This is a genomic window from Bradyrhizobium sp. WBOS07, from assembly GCF_024585165.1.
Classification (GTDB): Bacteria; Pseudomonadota; Alphaproteobacteria; order Rhizobiales; family Xanthobacteraceae; genus Bradyrhizobium; species Bradyrhizobium japonicum_B.
In genome coordinates, this window is sequence record NZ_CP029008.1 from 1,854,051 (window position 1) to 1,869,540 (window position 15,490).

The window sequence follows — 15,490 nt, forward strand, 5'->3', positions numbered from 1 at the left end:
GCAAAGGAGAGCGCCTGATGGTTCGACCCATTCCTGCTCTCCGAAAGAATTCCTGCCATGACCGAATCTCTTGCCGGCGGCATCGCCACGCCGCTCTCCATGCGTGCCGCTGCAAATCTCACCTCTGCCGCTGTCAGGGCCGCGCGACAGGTCCTGACCGAGCTCGAACGCGGCCGTCGCATCGATGCCGCTGTTCTGCGTAGCGCCATGGAGTCTGCCTTTGGCGCCTCGGACACGGCCGGCGTTTGGAATTGGAAGACCGCCTATGACGTCTGCGAGGCGGCAGCCGTTCTGTTCCTTCGCAAGTTCGGCCCCGCGATGCGTGCCAAGGCTGGGTCGACGGCAGCAATGCTGCCGATGCTCACGAAGATCGCTAGCTGTCTGCCGACCCACACGCGGCGTTCCGAGGACAGCCAGGCGCTTCAGCAATTCTCGACGCCGATCCCGCTTGGGCTGGCCGCATGCGCCGCGGCTGGCATTACGCCGGCCGATCGCGTTCTTGAGCCTTCTGCTGGGACCGGTTTGCTCGCCGTCTTTGCCGAGCTCGCCGGCGGCGTTCTGGTCTTGAACGAGTTGGCCGAGGCCCGCGCGGCGCTGCTCGATCATCTCTTCGCAGGCGTTAAGGTCTCGCGGTTCGATGCTGCACAGATCGACGACCACCTCGACGCGAGTGTCGTGCCGAGCGTCGTTCTGATGAACCCGCCGTTCTCGGCATTGACGAACGTAGACCGACGGATGACGGATGCGGCTCTCCGTCACATCGCTTCAGCGCTCGCGCGTCTTGGCGACGGTGGACGCCTTGTCGCCATCACTGGCGCCAGCTTCGCACCGGATAACCCGGCATGGCGAGAAGCCTTTGTGCGGCTCCAGGAACGCGGGCAGGTAGCGTTTTCTGCGGCGATCGACGGCGCCATCTACGCGAAGCACGGAACACAAATCGACACACGGCTGCTTGTGATCGACAAGCTGCCCGCTGCCGATCCGACGGCTTTTCCGGCTTCGCCAGGCATGGCGGCCGACGTCGCTACCTTGCTCGACTGGGTGAACCAGCATGTGCCTCCAAGGCTGCCCGTCGCCATATCACCGGAGATCGTCGCTATCGAGCGGCCGGCTATGTCGCGATCGCTGGGCGCCGTTGCACCACGCTCATCGTCTTCTTCGAGAGACGCCGCGCCAGAAGGCGTCGAACTTACATACGAAACGGTCGAATGGTCGCCGCCGGAAGGCACCCGGCTCACCGATGCCCTTTACGAGGAATACGGATTGCAATCGATCCGTATTCCCGGATCGTGCGCACACCCGACCAAGCTCGTGCAGTCCGCGGCGATGGCGTCCGTTGCGTCACCGAAACCATCCTATCGTCCGCACCTGCCTTCGAGTCTGGTGGCAGATGGAGTTCTGTCGGACGCCCAACTTGAGAGCGTCATCTATGCCGGCGAGGCGCATTCTGAGTTTCTCGTGGGCTCCTGGACGGTCGATGCGACCTTTGATGTTATCGCCGCCGCGCGCGATGACGCAGAGAATGCCGTCCGCTTTCGCCGCGGCTGGTTCTTGGGCGATGGCACCGGCGCGGGCAAGGGCCGGCAGGTCGCCGGGATTCTGCTCGACAACTGGCTCAAGGGCCGCCGACGTGCCGTCTGGGTCAGCAAATCCGACAAGCTGATCGAGGACGCGCAGCGCGATTGGTCCGCGCTCGGGATGGAGCGCCTGCTCGTTACGCCCTTGTCCCGGTTTCGCCAGGGCACCCGGATCCGGCTTGCGGAAGGCGTCCTATTTACCACCTACGCCACGCTACGGACCGACGAGCGTGGCGAGAAGCTTTCGCGCGTCAGGCAGATCGTCGAATGGTTGGGCTCGGACTTCGACGGAGTGATCGTCTTCGACGAGAGCCACGCCATGCAGAATGCGATCGGGGGCAAGGGCGAGCGTGGTGACCAAGCGGCCTCTCAGCAGGGGCGCGCGGGCTTGAGGCTCCAGCACGCGCTGCCGAATGCCCGCGTGGTCTATGTGTCGGCGACGGGCGCAACCACGGTCCACAATCTCGCTTATGCCCAACGCCTCGGCCTTTGGGGCGGCGCCGACTTTCCGTTCGCCACCCGTGCCGAGTTCGTCGAAGCGATCGAGGAGGGTGGGGTCGCGGCCATGGAGGTGCTGGCGCGCGACCTCAAGGCGCTCGGCCTCTACGCAGCCCGCTCGCTCTCTTACGAGGGCGTCGAGTACGAGCTTGTTGAGCACCAACTGACGCCGGAGCAGGTCCGCATTTACGACGCCTATGCCGGTGCGTTCAGCGTCATCCATAATAACCTGGACGCGGCGATGCGGGCCGCCAACATCACCGGCGCAACGGGAACGCTGAACGGGCAGGCCAAATCTGCGGCACGCTCCGCCTTCGAAAGCGCGAAGCAGCGCTTCTTCGGTCACCTCCTGACCTCGATGAAGACCCCGTCACTGATCCGTGCGATCGAGAACGATCTTGAGGCTGGGCACGCCGCGGTCATCCAGATCGTGTCGACGGGCGAAGCGCTGATGGAGCGCCGGCTCGCGGAGATTCCAACTGAAGAATGGGGCGACGTCCAGGTCGACATCACCCCGCGCGAGTATGTCCTCGACTACCTCGCCCACTCCTTCCCGGTCCAGCTCTACGAACCCTTCACCGACTCGGAAGGTAACCTCTGCTCCCGGCCTGTCTATCGCGACGGCCAGCCGGTCGAGAGCCGGGAAGCCGTCGCACGCCGTGACCGCCTCATCGAGAAGCTTGCCTCGCTGCCGCCGGTACCTGGGGCACTGGATCAGGTCATCCAGCGCTTCGGCACCGAACTGGTCGCCGAGGTGACGGGCCGCTCGCGCCGCGTCATCCGCAAGGGCGACCGGCTGGTGGTCGAAAACCGCGCAGGCTCGGCCAATCTCGCCGAGACCTCGGCCTTCATGGATGACGTCAAGCGCATCCTCGTGTTCTCCGACGCCGGCGGCACGGGGCGGAGTTACCATGCCGAACTGTCGGCGCGGAATCGCCGGTTGCGCGTCCATTACCTGCTCGAGCCCGGCTGGAAGGCCGACGCCGCGATCCAAGGCCTTGGCCGCACCAACCGGACCAACCAGGCGCAGCCGCCGCTGTTTCGTCCGATTGCGACAGACGTGAAGGCCGAGAAGCGCTTTCTCAGCACCATTGCCCGCCGGCTCGATACGTTGGGAGCCATTACGCGCGGCCAACGTCAGACCGGAGGACAGGGCCTGTTCCGGCCCGAGGACAATCTCGAAAGCCAGTATGGACGTGATGCGTTGCGTCAGCTCTACACGCTGCTCGCGCGAGGCAAGGTCGACGGTTGCTCGCTTGGGAGGTTCGAGGATGCAACCGGTCTGAAGCTCATGGATGCCAATGGGCTCAGGAATGACCTGCCGCCGATCACGACCTTTCTGAACAGGTTATTGGCGCTCACCATCGACCTCCAGAATGTGCTGTTCACCGCCTTCGAGCAGCTCTTGACCGCTCGGATCGAAGGCGCGGTTGCATCCGGCACCTACGACGTCGGGTTGGAAACACTCCGTGCCGAGAGCCTTGTCGTCACCGACCGGCGGACGATCTATGACCAGCGGGGGACCGGCGCCGAGACCCGGCTGCTCACTGTCACACAGCGCCAGCGCAATCATCCGGTGAGTCTGGATGACGCTCTTGCTCGTCTTTCCGATCGTCAGGCCGTCCTGCTGGTCAATGAGCGCTCGGGACGAGCCGCCGTGCAGGTCCCCGCGGCGAGCGTCATGCTCGATGACGGCGAGATCGAGCGGCGCGTCCGTCTGATCCGGCCGATGGATCAGCACACGGTCCCCTTGAGCATGATGGCGGAGAGCCACTGGATCGAAGCGGACCGTGGGCGCTTCGCTGCGGCCTGGGTGGCGGAGCTTGCCGAGGTGCCCCAGTTCACGGAAAGCACGATCCACGTTGTGGCGGGCTTGCTGCTCCCTATCTGGAAGCGGCTGCCGAACGAATCAACCCGCGTCTATCGGCTCCAGACCGATGCGGGCGAACGCATCATCGGACGCAAGTTTTCGGCCACATGGGTCGCAAACGTCCTTTCGAGGGACGCGCCCGCGCTGACGCCGGACGCTGCCTTTGCCGCGCTGATGGAGGGACGCACCGTCCTCGACCTCGCGGAGGAACTCCAACTTCGCCGCGTCCGGGTGATGGGCGCCTATCGCATCGAGCTGTCCGGATTCAACGACACGATACGCGATCGCCTCCGTGCTTACGGCCTCTTTGGGGAGATCATCTCCTGGAAGCTGCGCATGTTCGTACCCACGGACGCGAGCGGCATCGAGGTCCTGTCCAGGGTGCTCGACACCTATCCGGTTACGGGCGTCAGTGAGCGGGAGGCCGCGTGATGGCCGGCGATGCTTCCGAACTGGCACGCCGCCTCTCGTGCGAGGCTGAGGCGGTGTGCCGACACTATCTCTCTAATGGCAGGCGGGCGGGGCGGTACTGGCTGGTCGGCGACGTCTACAATACGCCGGGCCGCTCGTTGTTCGTGCGGCTGCACGAATCACCGAAGGGACCCGCTGGGAAATGGACCGACGCCGCGACCGGAGAACATGGTGATCTCCTCGACATCATCCGCGAAAGTCTGGCCTTGCGAGACTTTCGCGAGGTCGCCGAGGAGGCGAGGCGCTTTCTGAAGCTGCCTCGTTCCGAGGAGCAATCACTCCCGAGGCCCGTTCGTCCAGTCGCGCCGGCCGGATCGCAGGAAGCCGCTCGTCGGCTCTTTGCGATATCCAACCCGATTGAAGGGACATTAGCCGAGGCGTACTTGCAGCGTCGCGGAATTAGTTGCATCAACCATGGTGGCAGCTTGCGCTTCCATCCTCGTTGCTACTATCGACCGGATGAGCATTCGTCGACCGAAACCTGGCCGGCGATGATAGCCTGTGTCACCGACCTCGATGGACGGATCACCGGCGTGCACCGCACCTGGCTAGATCCACACGGTTTTGATCGCGTGCGGCTCGGCAAGGCTCCGATCGACACACCACGACGCGCCATGGGTGACCTGCTCGGCAACGCCGTTCGCTTCGGCGTGGTCGATGATGTGCTCGCTGCCGGCGAGGGAATCGAGACCATGCTGTCACTGCGTTACGCACTGCCGGCCCTGCCCATGGCGGCCGCGCTTTCGGCTAATCATCTCGCAGCGATGATGCTGCCATCTGGCCTGCGTCGGCTCTATATCGCCCGCGATGACGATGCTGCCGGAGATACCGTACAGGCGATTCTCACGCAGCGCGCGGTAGAGGCCGGCGTTGAAGCGATTCCGCTGTCGCCTCGGGTGGGCGATTTCAACGAAGATCTGCACATCTTTGGCCTCGAAGCCCTCCGCGCATCGTTGCGGCTTCAGCTCGTACCAGAGGACGTCGTCCGTTTGCTGCATTCGTCGTTGGCAACCGCGGAATAGCCCCGGCAATTCGATGGGCATCGACAGGTCGGTCGCGGTGCGGCCACTGCCGGGAGAGCACGCGACCACGGCCTTCTAGAGGGCGATCGGACGGCAAGCGGCTCGGACCGGCAATGGCTGCGTCCGGCTATTTTCCGCCGCGCGCCGGCGACGAGAAGACACATTAGCCATCTGGCGAGCGCGCTTTGCATCGCGAAGCAAAATAGCCCGGCCTCCGCCATCCTCCGCTGCGCTTCGGCCCTCCGCTCTGCTCCGGGTTCTGGCCCGTTCCGCCTGCCGTCTGAGTGATCGCCACGAAGGCCGCGATGGTCGCGGCCGATCCGGCAAAGGATCGCCTCCATGACCGACCACGATGACATCGAACCACCGCACGACGCATCTCCGACCGAACACGTTCTTGCCGAATTGCAGCTCTTCGGTTACCGCCCCTTCGACGACCAGCCCGATCCACGGCCGCTTCCCGACGGCAGGATCATTACCGGTGCCGTCGTCGATATCTTCGATGCCCTGGTCGCGACGTTGAGCGACACGCGGCTCGAGCCGGACCTCGACGATCTGCTCTGGTCGACCGTCAACCTGTTCCACCGAGCCGTCGACCGCATCGGTCGCCAACTCGACGACAACGAACAGGCGCAACGGAAGAGTCAGCGCGAGCAGGACGGTTCCGAAGTTCGATCCGTCGAACTCGAACGCATCACGGCGGAAGGCACCACGTTGATCGAGCGACGCAACTGCCTGGAGCTCTTCCGTGACCAAGCCATCGAACGCTTCGAGACTCACACCGGCACATTATGGCGCCCCCGATCGGGATCGCTGGTGAACCACCGCACCCTGACCGCGGCGATGATCGACTCCCGCGACTTCATCGCAGCCAAGCGCCGCGCCGAGACCGAGATCCTGCTGCCCTCAGGGCCAAAGATCGCGCTCACCGGAGGGCTCGACTTCAACGACCACCACCTCATCTGGGATCGTCTCGACAAGGTTCATGCCAAGCATCCCGACATGGTCCTGCTGCATGGCGGCTCCCCGAGGGGGGCCGAACTGATCGCCTCGAAATGGGCGAGCAACCGCAAAGTGGCCCAGATCGCCTTCAAGCCCGACTGGACGAGGCACGCCAAGGCAGCACCGTTCAAGCGCAACGATGCCATGCTCGAACTCCTGCCGATCGGCGTCATGCACTTCCCGGGCACGGGCATCCAGGACAACCTCGCCGACAAGGCGAAACGGCTCGGCATCCCGGTCTGGATGTTCGGCGGCGCATGAGCGCCGTCTGCTCAACTGAAGTCTTTGAGGCGAAATTGCTCCCGCCGCAACTCCGCCTCGTTTCAGTCTCATATCCAGAGTTGCGCCGTGGTGGTGGTGGAAGGCGCGACTGGTAGATCTATGCACATGGAGCCACCACCATGCTCGCTATTGGGCTTGTTCTCAACACACTCGGCATCGGTCTGTTCTGCTGGGCGATCATTGCGCTTGCCGTGTATGCCCTGCCGTTTTTTGTCGCACTCATTATCGGGATGATGACGTTTCACAGCGACGCCGGCCTCATTGGCGCCATGCTTATCGCGACGGCCGGCGGTGCGCTGACGCTGGTCCTCGGCCAGGTCGCCTTTGCTGTTACTCGGTCCTCGGCCTTGCGCATCGCGATCGCAACAGCATTCGCTGTTCCCGCCGCCGTCGCCGGCTATCATGTGGTGTTCGCCGTGTCCAATATCGGGGTGCCCTCGCTGGCTTGGCGTGAAGTCTTCGCTTCCTTGGGCGCGGTTTGCGTTGGCGGCACGGCGATGACGCGCTTGGTGGTTTTGGCGAAGACCCGCCCGTTCGAGCCCGATGTGGTGGTGGAGAAACCGTCCTAGCCAATTCTTACGGCCGCATGGCCCCAGGGGCGATCGCTTACCGCTGCCATGTCGAATAGCTTCGTTTCGCGTAGATCGGCGCGGTGAACGGGATGATCGAACTTGAGCGCGGAGATCTCGTCCTGCTCGGAATTCATCGATCAAGCTGCCGACATTCGGTCTGGCCCACGCAGCCGCGGCAGAACGATCTTATCTCGATCCGTTCTTGGGAGACGATACCGCCTTTTGCAGGAGATTGTTTCTCTTTCCCCGCTGAATCGTTCACGCCTCTTGTTCATCAAAACCGAGATAGCCACGCTTCTCCAGATATCGTGGTTCAGCACGCGGACGCACGTGGCCTCGTTGATGGCTTGATCTGGCCGAAGACCGGCTTCGCCTCGATCGTCTGAGCCGCAACGCCGTTGATGCGACTTTCTTCCCCTGGGCTTCGCCCATTCCTCGCGAGGCAAGAAAGTCGCCACAACGACGTCCTCCGCTGCGCTCCGGCCCGAGCGGGTGCGTCGCCGATCGTCCTCGGCCCTAGATCGCCATCGAGGCCGCGGTGGTCGCGGGCTCGAAACACAACAGGAGAAGTGACATGGCTAACATCGGTTCTTTCAAGAAGGTCGGTAACGAATTCCAGGGCGAGATCGTCACCCTGAGCCTGAAGGCCAAGGGCGTCCGCATCGTCGCCGAGACCAACCGCTCCAATGACAACGCCCCCAGCCACCGCATCTATGTGGGCCGGGCGGAGATCGGCGCAGCCTGGTCGAAGCGTTCCGAGGAAGGCCGCGACTACCTCTCGCTCAAGCTCGACGATCCTTCCTTCAACGCGCCGATCTACGCGAACCTGTTCGACGACGAAGGCGGTGAAGGCTACACCCTGCTCTGGTCGCGGCCGCGCAAGACCGGCGAGTAGGCCACTTCATCAAGCCCCGTCCGGTCTGCCGGGCGGGGCTTCCCATCCTTCCAGGCGTCAGTGAGCGCGAACCGGCCGCCGGATCGAGCGGGTCGGCTCAATCACTCGGCCTGCCCCCGAGTCCTTTTCTTGGTGCTTGTGGGCGGGCGAGTGAGCAGGTCGGCGGCCTCGACACCCAGGCTGCGAGCGAGCCGATCGACAACGTCGATACCCGCCGCATAAACGCTTCGCTCGAGTGCGCTGATATAAGTGCGGTCAATTTCAGCACGATGAGCCAATTCCTCCTGTGACAAACCACGGGCCTGCCGGAGCTTCCGCAAATTGATTGCAAGTATCTCGCGTATATCCATACGCGAGAGGGCATGTCCTTGAAGAGTATTTCACCACGGAGTATTTTCGACAAAACGCGATCCGGACGGCTTCCGCGACAATTTTGGCGCTTCTGCTCCTTCCTGCCCGCGTGTTAGAAATTGTCTAAACTAAGGCGTGGAGTCTTATGAGGAAGCCGCCGCTCGACCCAGGCGTCGCCGACGCTGCGCCTGCAGATCAAATTCTCACTGCCTACGATGAGCAGCATGTCGTGACCTACATGCGCCTTCTGCAGGCCGAAAGCCAAGGGGCTGACTGGATGGAAGTCGCTCGAGTGGTGCTGCATATCGATCCGGTGCGGGAGCCGGACCGTGCGCGAAGCGCATATCAGAGTCATCTCGCGCGCGCCAAATGGGTGACCGAGCAGGGACGCCTCTTGCGCGGCACCGGCTCAAAATAGAAGAAAACCGCCGGCCGGCGACTTGCAGGCAGAACTATTTTCTTTTGCTGATCGGTGGTCATTCCGGTGCACCACGTGGTGCCAAACTAGGGGCTTCCTACAACCGCCTCGTTCATACCTATTGCGGCGCAATCGTTGTTAGCAGCGTGCAATGGGGCGGAAGCAATGCCTGAATTCGACTGGCGGTCGCCGGAATCCTACAAGAGCCTACAAGACGCCGAAATCACCGACATCGCCTGGGAATGTCTCCGCCGCAACGCCGGTTACCGGCGTGAGTACGAGGTGATGATTGCCAACAGCCCGAACGGCGAAGTGACTGACGAATTCAGGAGGAGGTGGGGCCTCTGCTTTCGCCCATGACCCGCGGCGGTCGTTCGATGAGCAGACGATCTTTTGGGCGCCTGAGGTTCTAGCGGCGGTCGTTCCGGTCAAGGTTGCCTCGGCCGCCGATCGCAGTTCAGCGCCTCAACCGCTGCTTGACCTTGCAGCAGGCCAGATGCGCCGCGCCGCCGACGGCTGGCACGCCGTGCTGCGCATCGGTGCAGTGGATCACCGTGTCTGGTCCAAGGATCCACCGGTGCTTGGCGCGTCATATGCAGCCGAACTGCCATTTGACGGCGATTTCGGCGCGCGTGCGTATGCAGCCCGCCGGCTGTGGCGCGCGATGAATGGACGCGCACCAGGTCCTGCCTTTCACCAACTATCTAAACAGCGGCGCGAACGCTTGAGCGCCGCGATCCGTGCGCTTGATGCTCGCAGCGCCGGCGGAAGCTATCGCGTTATCGCCGAAGCGCTCTTCGGCAAAAAGCGAATCCCCGACCGTGCCTGGAAGACCCATGATCTGCGCAATCGAACAATCCGCTTGGTGCAAGGCGGCCTTGCGTTGATGCGCGGTGGTTACCGCAAACTTCTGCGGTCCGGGCGCAGGGACGAATAGCCCTTCCGGTTGGGGGGTATCGAAAGCGGCCCCCTCCATATTCGGCATCCCCCTCCGAGATCTTGCTTCTCCATGATGACCGCACACACGCCGGCCTAGCCAGGCGTAGTGCGATGTCCTCCTGGAGTCCTCAAATGCCCGATCCGATGGCCGGTCTACCACCGCGATTCCTGCGTACACCTGAGGCCGCGCGCTATCTTGGCCTGTCCGGTCGCACGCTCGAGAAGCACCGCACGTACGGTACTGGACCGACGTATCGGAAGATCGGCGGACGTGTTGTCTACGCCGTCGATGACCTGAAAGCGTGGGCTGACCGCGGCGCCAAGACGTCGACGTCCGATCCCGGGAAGGGGACGGTACTGCCGGCCAAGAAGCAGCCCGCGCTGCGCCCGTATGCGGGCCAGGAACGTCGCTGATTGCCGCGTGAGAGTAGTGACCATGCGGCGCAAACACCATTCGGAGCGCGACCAGCTTGAGCTCTTTCGGGCGTTGCCCGGCGATCTTGCGCCGCGCGACGCGCAGGATCTGATGGCGTATCCGTTCTTCTCCCTCGCAAAGACTAAGCGGATCGTGCCGATCGACTTCCGTGCCGGTGCGATCGCAATTCGTGTCGAAGCCGTGCCGGAACACGGCATGGCGACGATCTGGGATGCAGACGTTCTGATCTGGGCCGCGTCCCAGATTGTCGAAGCCCGTGATGCCGGCCTGAAGACGTCGCGCCTGATGGCTGCAACGCCGTATGAAATTCTGACGTTCGTCGGCCGCGGCACCGGCGCACGCGACTATGATCGGCTGAAGGCGGGTCTCGACAGACTTCAGTCAACGACCGTGCTGACGTCGATCCGTCAGCCGGCAGAGCGGCGACGGCATCGCTTCTCCTGGATCAACGAGTGGAAAGAGACGGCCGATGCAAATGGCCGCCCATTTGGGATCGAGCTGATCCTGCCGGATTGGTTCTACGCTGGCGTCATCGATGACGCGCTCGTGCTGACGATTGATCGCGCCTATTTCGAGCTGACGGGCGGACTTGAGAGGTGGCTTTATCGTCTTGTGCGCAAGCACGGCGGACGCCAGGACGGCGGCTGGAGTTTTGATCTGGTGCACCTCCATGCCAAGTCCGGCATCCTCTCGCCCCTCAAGCACTTTGCTTACGACGTGCGCCAGATCGTCCAGCGCCAGACATTGCCCGGTTATCAGCTCGTGCTCACGCGCGACCCTGATGGCACCGAGCGACTGAACTTTGCACCCACGCCTGTTGATCCCTTAACGGCCCGCTTGCGCCGGCGCGGTCTCATTCCAAATTCGGAGGACAACCTGTGAATCAGCTCGTGCTATCGGGGACCGCAACCCTCGTGCTATCGGGGACCCGATCCTCGTGCTATCGGGGACCGGAATCGAGCTTAAGAGCTTGTTTCTCCGCGCTTTCCAGCCGCTCTAACTTTACTAACCGGAAATCCTTCGGATTTCTTCTAACGGAGCAGGCCGAAAGCGGCGTCGATGGCGCTCGGCAACGGCAGTCCGACAGGCCAGCCTGCCTTTGCAGGCGATACACACTCTCGACCGAGCCCCAAGCTCACGGCTGCCAGCCCCAGCGTCCGGGAGCCGCCGCATGAGCGATCTCACGGAAGTGGAAGTGTTGTGGCTCGAGAAGCGCATCGAAAACCGCATTCGGTTCGGTCGCATTGTCGGGGAACGGAAGCTTGATCGCCATCGGCGTGTCCTGTCATTCGCGCCAGGCAGCATCTTTGCCTTCGTCCGGTGGACCTCCAACGACTTTGGCACGATCATTTCGCGCATCGACATCTTGCGCGCGGTCGCACTGGGACAGCGCTGCTCGACCGTTCCTTATGTGACGCCCGGCGGTGAGATTCTGCTGCGCCTGTCCGGCTGGCCGAAGGTCGAGCGCGTGCTGCAGATGATCGATGCCGTTGAGGCGCTCGGCGTCGATCCGGCTGATGTCGCTCCCGACCATTGGCATCACGTTCACAACCGTCTGTCCGTTAATGAAAACCCGCGCCCGTATACGAAAGCGCGCCATCAGGCCTGGCTCCATCGCCAAAGGGTGATGCGATGACGGGCCGCCTACCGATGCTGGCCGTGACGATTGGGGTCGCTGCTGCGCTCATCGCGACGATCGTCCTGGAGCCGATTCCGCTATACATCTGGAACGCATCCGCGAGCGTGCCGATCGGTCTCTACCGCCTCCGACCGGCGGACCAATTCCAAGTTACTGAATTGGTCGCCGTGCAGCCGCCGGAGCCGCTCGCGACCTTCCTCGATTTGAACGGCTATTTGCCCATTGGCGTGCCCATGCTGAAGCGCGTGCTCGCCCTTCCGGGGCAGAGTGTTTGCAGAACCGGCCTCACGATTTCGGTCGACGAGGTCGCGGTGGGCGAGGCGAAGGACCGCGACGGACGCGGCCGGCCGCTGCCGAAATGGCAGGGCTGCCGCGTCGTCGGCGACGGCGATCTGTTTCTGATGAACTGGCAGTCGGACGACTCTCTTGATGGCCGGTATTTTGGATTTCTTCCGGCATCCAGCGTGATCGGCCGTGCGATGCCGGTGTGGACGTGGGAGGGGTGATCGTGCGTATTCGACGTGTTCTCCTCGCCATGCCCTTGTTCGATCGATTGCGGGATCATTCCTCCGTCTCGATCGATGTCTGCAAGGCTGGCGCGAGCCCGACCGCGTGCTTGGGTCGGTTGGGCACGCGCGTTTGTGCAGTCGTGCCCGTGATGCTTCTTCTGACCGCGTTCGACGGTGCTGCTTTGGCCCAGAGCGGATCAACCGCCCAGCCGGCGATCAGTCAGACCGCTCACTCATTTGCCGGCTTCATCAATGAAGCCGCACAACGCTTTGCGATTGCGCCGAACTGGATCCGATCAGTCCAACGCATCGAGAGTGCTGGTGACGTGCACGCCAGATCGCCAAAAGGCGCAATGGGCCTGATGCAAATCATGCCAGCGACTTGGGCGGAACTTCGTGTGCGCTACAATCTCGGGAACGACCCCTACGACCCGCACGACAACATTCTGGCCGGTACGGCGTACTTGCGCGAACTGCTCGATCGGTATGGCTCGCCTGGCGTGTTTGCGGCGTACAATGCGGGACCATCTCGCTATGAAGAGCATCTTGCGGGCGGCTCTCTGCCAGACGAGACGCGAGCATACGTCGCAAAGCTTGCAAATCTGCTTGCCGTCGAACTGCCGCCGAGGTGGACGTCCGGCGGACAGTCATCAGCAGCTGCGACGCTATTCGTCACGCGATCCGATCTCATGAAGACGCGTGATCGGTTGTTGGCGCTCATGCCGTCTAGCGGTGTCACGACCGCGTTCTCGGCGCCCGATGTTTCGCCCATGGTCCCCCGGCCAATTGGCATGTTCGTCCCTCGATCGGATTCGGGAGTATCGCGATGACCAGGTGTGCGGGTTCGCAAGCTGATGGTGTATGGGCGATGCCTTCGGCCCGCGCTCTACTCGTCGCTTCGCTCCTCACCGAGCCACCCTTCGGGTGTCTCGGCCCTTCGGGTAACGATCGCTATCGCAAGCGCTCGGAAGCAGTGGGGGCTTCGCGAGTTGGCGGCCAGGTCGCGGTGGCTCTTTCGGGAACCGGCGACCCGGAGACCACGACGGCAGGACGGCGAGATAAAAGGGGCTCGCCGCTCGAACCGCAAGCCATTGACATGGCTTGGGTTCCGGCGTGCCGGTCGGTCGGGGCGCGTGCCGCGCCTTGGATTTTTAAGAATGAGATCAACTACATTTTCGGCACTCTACGCGTTTTGGCGTCCTTCGAGGCGCAGTCATGACCACGGGCGACAGCGATCTGCGTATCCGGCCCGGGCGCATCCGCAGTACCCGCGCGCCGAAGCCGAAAAGCTTCATCAATCAGGTGCTACGCGCGGCGAAGAAAACCGGACACACCTCGGGTCAGACCCCGGCCGGCAGGCGTTCCGCGGCCCATGGGCGTTCGACGTTTGGCCGCGGGCGCCTCGCCTTTAGCCGGGCGAGATTGTTCAGCCCGACGCGGCGCGTTGTGGTGAAGGCGCGCGTGGTTCGCCACAAAGGACGAGCCTTCCGCTCAGCGCCGCTGACGGCCCATCTCTCGTATCTGAAGCGCGATGGCGTGACCCGGAGTGGTGAGCGGGCCGAGATGTTTGATGCCCGCGGCGACGGCGCCGATAGCGCGGCGTTTGCCGAACGCTGCAAGGACGACCGTCACCATTTCAGGTTCATTGTCTCGCCGGAGGACGCCGGCGATATGACCGACCTGAAGGCCTTCACCCGCGACCTCGCCAAGCAGATGGAAGCCGACTTTGGCACGCGACTGGATTGGGTGGCTGTCGATCATTGGAATACCGACAATCCTCACGTCCATCTTCTCGTTCGGGGGGTCGACGAAGAGGGCGCTGATCTCGTGATCTCCCGCGACTACATCAGCCGGGGCCTGCGTTCACGCGCCGAGGAATTGGTCGCGATCGAACTGGGTCCAAAACCGGAGCACGAGATCCGCAATTCGCTGGAGAGGGAAGTCTCGGCGGAACGATGGACGCGGCTCGACCGGGAGGTCCGACTGGCGGCGGAAGAGACCGGGTATATCGATCTTCGACCCAAGAATCCCGGCAGCGCGGATCCTGAGATCCGCCGCCTGATGGTTGGCCGTCTTCAGCACCTCGAGAAGATGGGCCTTGCCGCATCCGCCGCACCAGGGGAGTGGATGGTCGGACTCGAGGCCGAGCGCAGCTTGCGCGACCTCGGCATGCGCGGCGACATCATCAAGACCATGCACCGCGCCTTTACCGAGCGCGGGGAAGCGCGCGGCGTCGCCGACTTCGTCATCGAGGGTGGACAGCCGACGTCTCAGCTTATGGGACGACTGGTCGAGCGTGGATTGCATGACGAACTGACTGGCGAGGCCTACGCCCTGATCGACGGGACCGACGGACGCGCGCACCACGTGCGCTTTCGAGGTATCGAGGCCTTCGAACATGCTCCGCCCGTTGGGGGAATCGTCGAAGTCCGACGCTTCGGTCAAGCCGGCGATCCACGGCCGACCGTGGTGCTCGCCATCCGCTCCGATCTCGATCTTGCCGAGCAGGTCACCGCAAAAGGCGCGACCTGGCTTGACCACAGGCTGGTCGAACGCGACTCCATGCCGCTTGCCATGGGCGGATTCGGCCGAGAGACGCGCCAAGCCATGGAAGCCCGTACCGAGCATCTGATCCGGGAGGGCCTAGCGCGGCGGCAGGGCCAACGCATCATCTTGCAGCGCAACCTCCTGAACACGTTGCGCCAGCTTGAACTGGACCAGGTGGCCGCAAAAGTCTCGGCCGACACCAGCCTCCCTTACGTGAAGTCCGAATCCGGGGAGCATGTGGCGGGGACATATCGCCAGCGTCTGACGCTCGCCTCGGGACGCTTCGCCATGATCGACAATGGGCTCGGCTTCCAACTCGTGCCCTGGTCGCGCGAACTCGAAAGGAGGCTCGGCCAACACGTCACCGGCGTCGTGAAGGACGGCGGTGGAATCGAATGGGGCTTTGGTCGCAAGCGCGACCTCGGTCTCTAACAATCGCACCAATCCAGCTGCGGAAGGGCG

16 protein-coding genes are annotated in these 15,490 nt (G+C 63.3%); 15 read left to right on the top strand and 1 reads right to left on the bottom strand.

Translation table 11 applies throughout. The features are described from left to right. Window positions 1-57: 57 nt before the first annotated feature. From DCM79_RS08660 to DCM79_RS08685, 6 genes are all read left to right on the top strand, one after another. Window positions 58-4,377 carry a bifunctional class I SAM-dependent methyltransferase/DEAD/DEAH box helicase gene (locus DCM79_RS08660; protein WP_006018710.1) on the top strand — a complete coding sequence of 1,440 codons (4,320 nt, stop codon included), beginning with the start codon at window positions 58-60 and terminating at the stop codon, window positions 4,375-4,377. After that, window positions 4,377-5,438 (top strand): toprim domain-containing protein, encoded by a 1,062-nt coding sequence (locus tag DCM79_RS08665; RefSeq protein ID WP_006018711.1) that lies wholly within the window; start codon window positions 4,377-4,379, stop codon window positions 5,436-5,438. Before DCM79_RS08660 ends, DCM79_RS08665 begins: the two co-directional genes overlap by 1 nt. Before the next feature lie 339 nt (window positions 5,439-5,777). Beyond that, window positions 5,778-6,701 carry a DUF2493 domain-containing protein gene (locus DCM79_RS08670; RefSeq protein ID WP_006018712.1) on the top strand — a complete coding sequence of 308 codons (924 nt, stop codon included), beginning with the start codon at window positions 5,778-5,780 and terminating at the stop codon, window positions 6,699-6,701. A gap of 140 nt (window positions 6,702-6,841) precedes the next feature. Further along, the gene (locus DCM79_RS08675; RefSeq protein WP_006018713.1) at window positions 6,842-7,291 is read left to right on the top strand and encodes a hypothetical protein; all 450 of its coding nucleotides are present in this window, start codon (window positions 6,842-6,844) and stop codon (window positions 7,289-7,291) included. Window positions 7,292-7,383: 92 nt separating this feature from the next. After that, window positions 7,384-7,680 carry a hypothetical protein gene (locus tag DCM79_RS08680; RefSeq protein WP_080654815.1) on the top strand — a complete coding sequence of 99 codons (297 nt, stop codon included), beginning with the start codon at window positions 7,384-7,386 and terminating at the stop codon, window positions 7,678-7,680. 188 nt (window positions 7,681-7,868) lie between these two features. Then, window positions 7,869-8,189 carry a DUF736 domain-containing protein gene (locus DCM79_RS08685; protein ID WP_006018714.1) on the top strand — a complete coding sequence of 107 codons (321 nt, stop codon included), beginning with the start codon at window positions 7,869-7,871 and terminating at the stop codon, window positions 8,187-8,189. Window positions 8,190-8,290: 101 nt separating this feature from the next. On the opposite strand, the gene DCM79_RS08690 is transcribed toward DCM79_RS08685, so the two are convergent. Then, on the bottom strand, window positions 8,291-8,539 hold the full coding sequence (locus tag DCM79_RS08690) for a helix-turn-helix domain-containing protein (protein WP_024337241.1): 249 nt from the start codon (window positions 8,537-8,539) through the stop codon (window positions 8,291-8,293). Window positions 8,540-8,685: 146 nt separating this feature from the next. On the opposite strand from DCM79_RS08690, the gene DCM79_RS08695 reads away from it, so the two are divergent. From DCM79_RS08695 to DCM79_RS08735, 9 genes are all read left to right on the top strand, one after another. Next, the gene (locus DCM79_RS08695) at window positions 8,686-8,958 is read left to right on the top strand and encodes a hypothetical protein (RefSeq protein ID WP_006018715.1); all 273 of its coding nucleotides are present in this window, start codon (window positions 8,686-8,688) and stop codon (window positions 8,956-8,958) included. Window positions 8,959-9,123: 165 nt separating this feature from the next. Further along, a complete protein-coding gene (locus DCM79_RS08700; protein WP_006018716.1) occupies window positions 9,124-9,318 on the top strand; it encodes a transcriptional regulator domain-containing protein in 195 nt (64 codons plus the stop codon). 136 nt (window positions 9,319-9,454) lie between these two features. Further along, window positions 9,455-9,895 (top strand): DUF2285 domain-containing protein, encoded by a 441-nt coding sequence (locus DCM79_RS08705; RefSeq protein ID WP_024337242.1) that lies wholly within the window; start codon window positions 9,455-9,457, stop codon window positions 9,893-9,895. Between the two features lie 134 nt (window positions 9,896-10,029). Further along, on the top strand, window positions 10,030-10,311 hold the full coding sequence (locus DCM79_RS08710; protein ID WP_006018718.1) for an AlpA family transcriptional regulator: 282 nt from the start codon (window positions 10,030-10,032) through the stop codon (window positions 10,309-10,311). 22 nt (window positions 10,312-10,333) lie between these two features. Continuing rightward, window positions 10,334-11,215, top strand: a complete 882-nt coding sequence (locus DCM79_RS08715; protein WP_006018719.1) for a replication initiator protein A — start codon at window positions 10,334-10,336, stop codon at window positions 11,213-11,215. Window positions 11,216-11,504: 289 nt separating this feature from the next. Beyond that, window positions 11,505-11,969: a DUF2840 domain-containing protein gene (locus DCM79_RS08720; protein WP_006018720.1), complete on the top strand. Its 465-nt coding sequence runs from the start codon at window positions 11,505-11,507 to the stop codon at window positions 11,967-11,969. Further along, a complete protein-coding gene (locus DCM79_RS08725) occupies window positions 11,966-12,478 on the top strand; it encodes a S26 family signal peptidase (RefSeq protein WP_006018721.1) in 513 nt (170 codons plus the stop codon). Before DCM79_RS08720 ends, DCM79_RS08725 begins: the two co-directional genes overlap by 4 nt. 2 nt (window positions 12,479-12,480) lie before the next feature. Continuing rightward, complete coding sequence (locus DCM79_RS08730; RefSeq protein WP_006018722.1) at window positions 12,481-13,311, top strand: lytic transglycosylase domain-containing protein; 831 nt, start codon at window positions 12,481-12,483, stop codon at window positions 13,309-13,311. Window positions 13,312-13,696: 385 nt separating this feature from the next. Next, window positions 13,697-15,460, top strand: coding sequence for a DUF3363 domain-containing protein (locus DCM79_RS08735; RefSeq protein WP_006018724.1), 1,764 nt, complete (start codon window positions 13,697-13,699; stop codon window positions 15,458-15,460). The last annotated feature ends 30 nt before the right edge of the window (window positions 15,461-15,490 follow it).

Excerpts from the sequence above, each read along its gene's own strand:
- DCM79_RS08660 (WP_006018710.1), top strand. The coding sequence starts at position 58 with ATGACCGAATCTCTTGCCGGCGGCATCGCCACGCCGCTCTCCATGCGT.
- DCM79_RS08665 (WP_006018711.1), top strand. The coding sequence starts at position 4,377 with ATGGCCGGCGATGCTTCCGAACTGGCACGCCGCCTCTCGTGCGAGGCT.
- DCM79_RS08670 (WP_006018712.1), top strand. The coding sequence starts at position 5,778 with ATGACCGACCACGATGACATCGAACCACCGCACGACGCATCTCCGACC.
- DCM79_RS08675 (WP_006018713.1), top strand. The coding sequence starts at position 6,842 with ATGCTCGCTATTGGGCTTGTTCTCAACACACTCGGCATCGGTCTGTTC.
- DCM79_RS08680 (WP_080654815.1), top strand. The coding sequence starts at position 7,384 with ATGATCGAACTTGAGCGCGGAGATCTCGTCCTGCTCGGAATTCATCGA.
- DCM79_RS08685 (WP_006018714.1), top strand. The coding sequence starts at position 7,869 with ATGGCTAACATCGGTTCTTTCAAGAAGGTCGGTAACGAATTCCAGGGC.
- DCM79_RS08690 (WP_024337241.1), bottom strand. The coding sequence starts at position 8,539 with ATGGATATACGCGAGATACTTGCAATCAATTTGCGGAAGCTCCGGCAG.
- DCM79_RS08695 (WP_006018715.1), top strand. The coding sequence starts at position 8,686 with ATGAGGAAGCCGCCGCTCGACCCAGGCGTCGCCGACGCTGCGCCTGCA.
- DCM79_RS08700 (WP_006018716.1), top strand. The coding sequence starts at position 9,124 with ATGCCTGAATTCGACTGGCGGTCGCCGGAATCCTACAAGAGCCTACAA.
- DCM79_RS08705 (WP_024337242.1), top strand. The coding sequence starts at position 9,455 with ATGCGCCGCGCCGCCGACGGCTGGCACGCCGTGCTGCGCATCGGTGCA.
- DCM79_RS08710 (WP_006018718.1), top strand. The coding sequence starts at position 10,030 with ATGCCCGATCCGATGGCCGGTCTACCACCGCGATTCCTGCGTACACCT.
- DCM79_RS08715 (WP_006018719.1), top strand. The coding sequence starts at position 10,334 with ATGCGGCGCAAACACCATTCGGAGCGCGACCAGCTTGAGCTCTTTCGG.
- DCM79_RS08720 (WP_006018720.1), top strand. The coding sequence starts at position 11,505 with ATGAGCGATCTCACGGAAGTGGAAGTGTTGTGGCTCGAGAAGCGCATC.
- DCM79_RS08725 (WP_006018721.1), top strand. The coding sequence starts at position 11,966 with ATGACGGGCCGCCTACCGATGCTGGCCGTGACGATTGGGGTCGCTGCT.
- DCM79_RS08735 (WP_006018724.1), top strand. The coding sequence starts at position 13,697 with ATGACCACGGGCGACAGCGATCTGCGTATCCGGCCCGGGCGCATCCGC.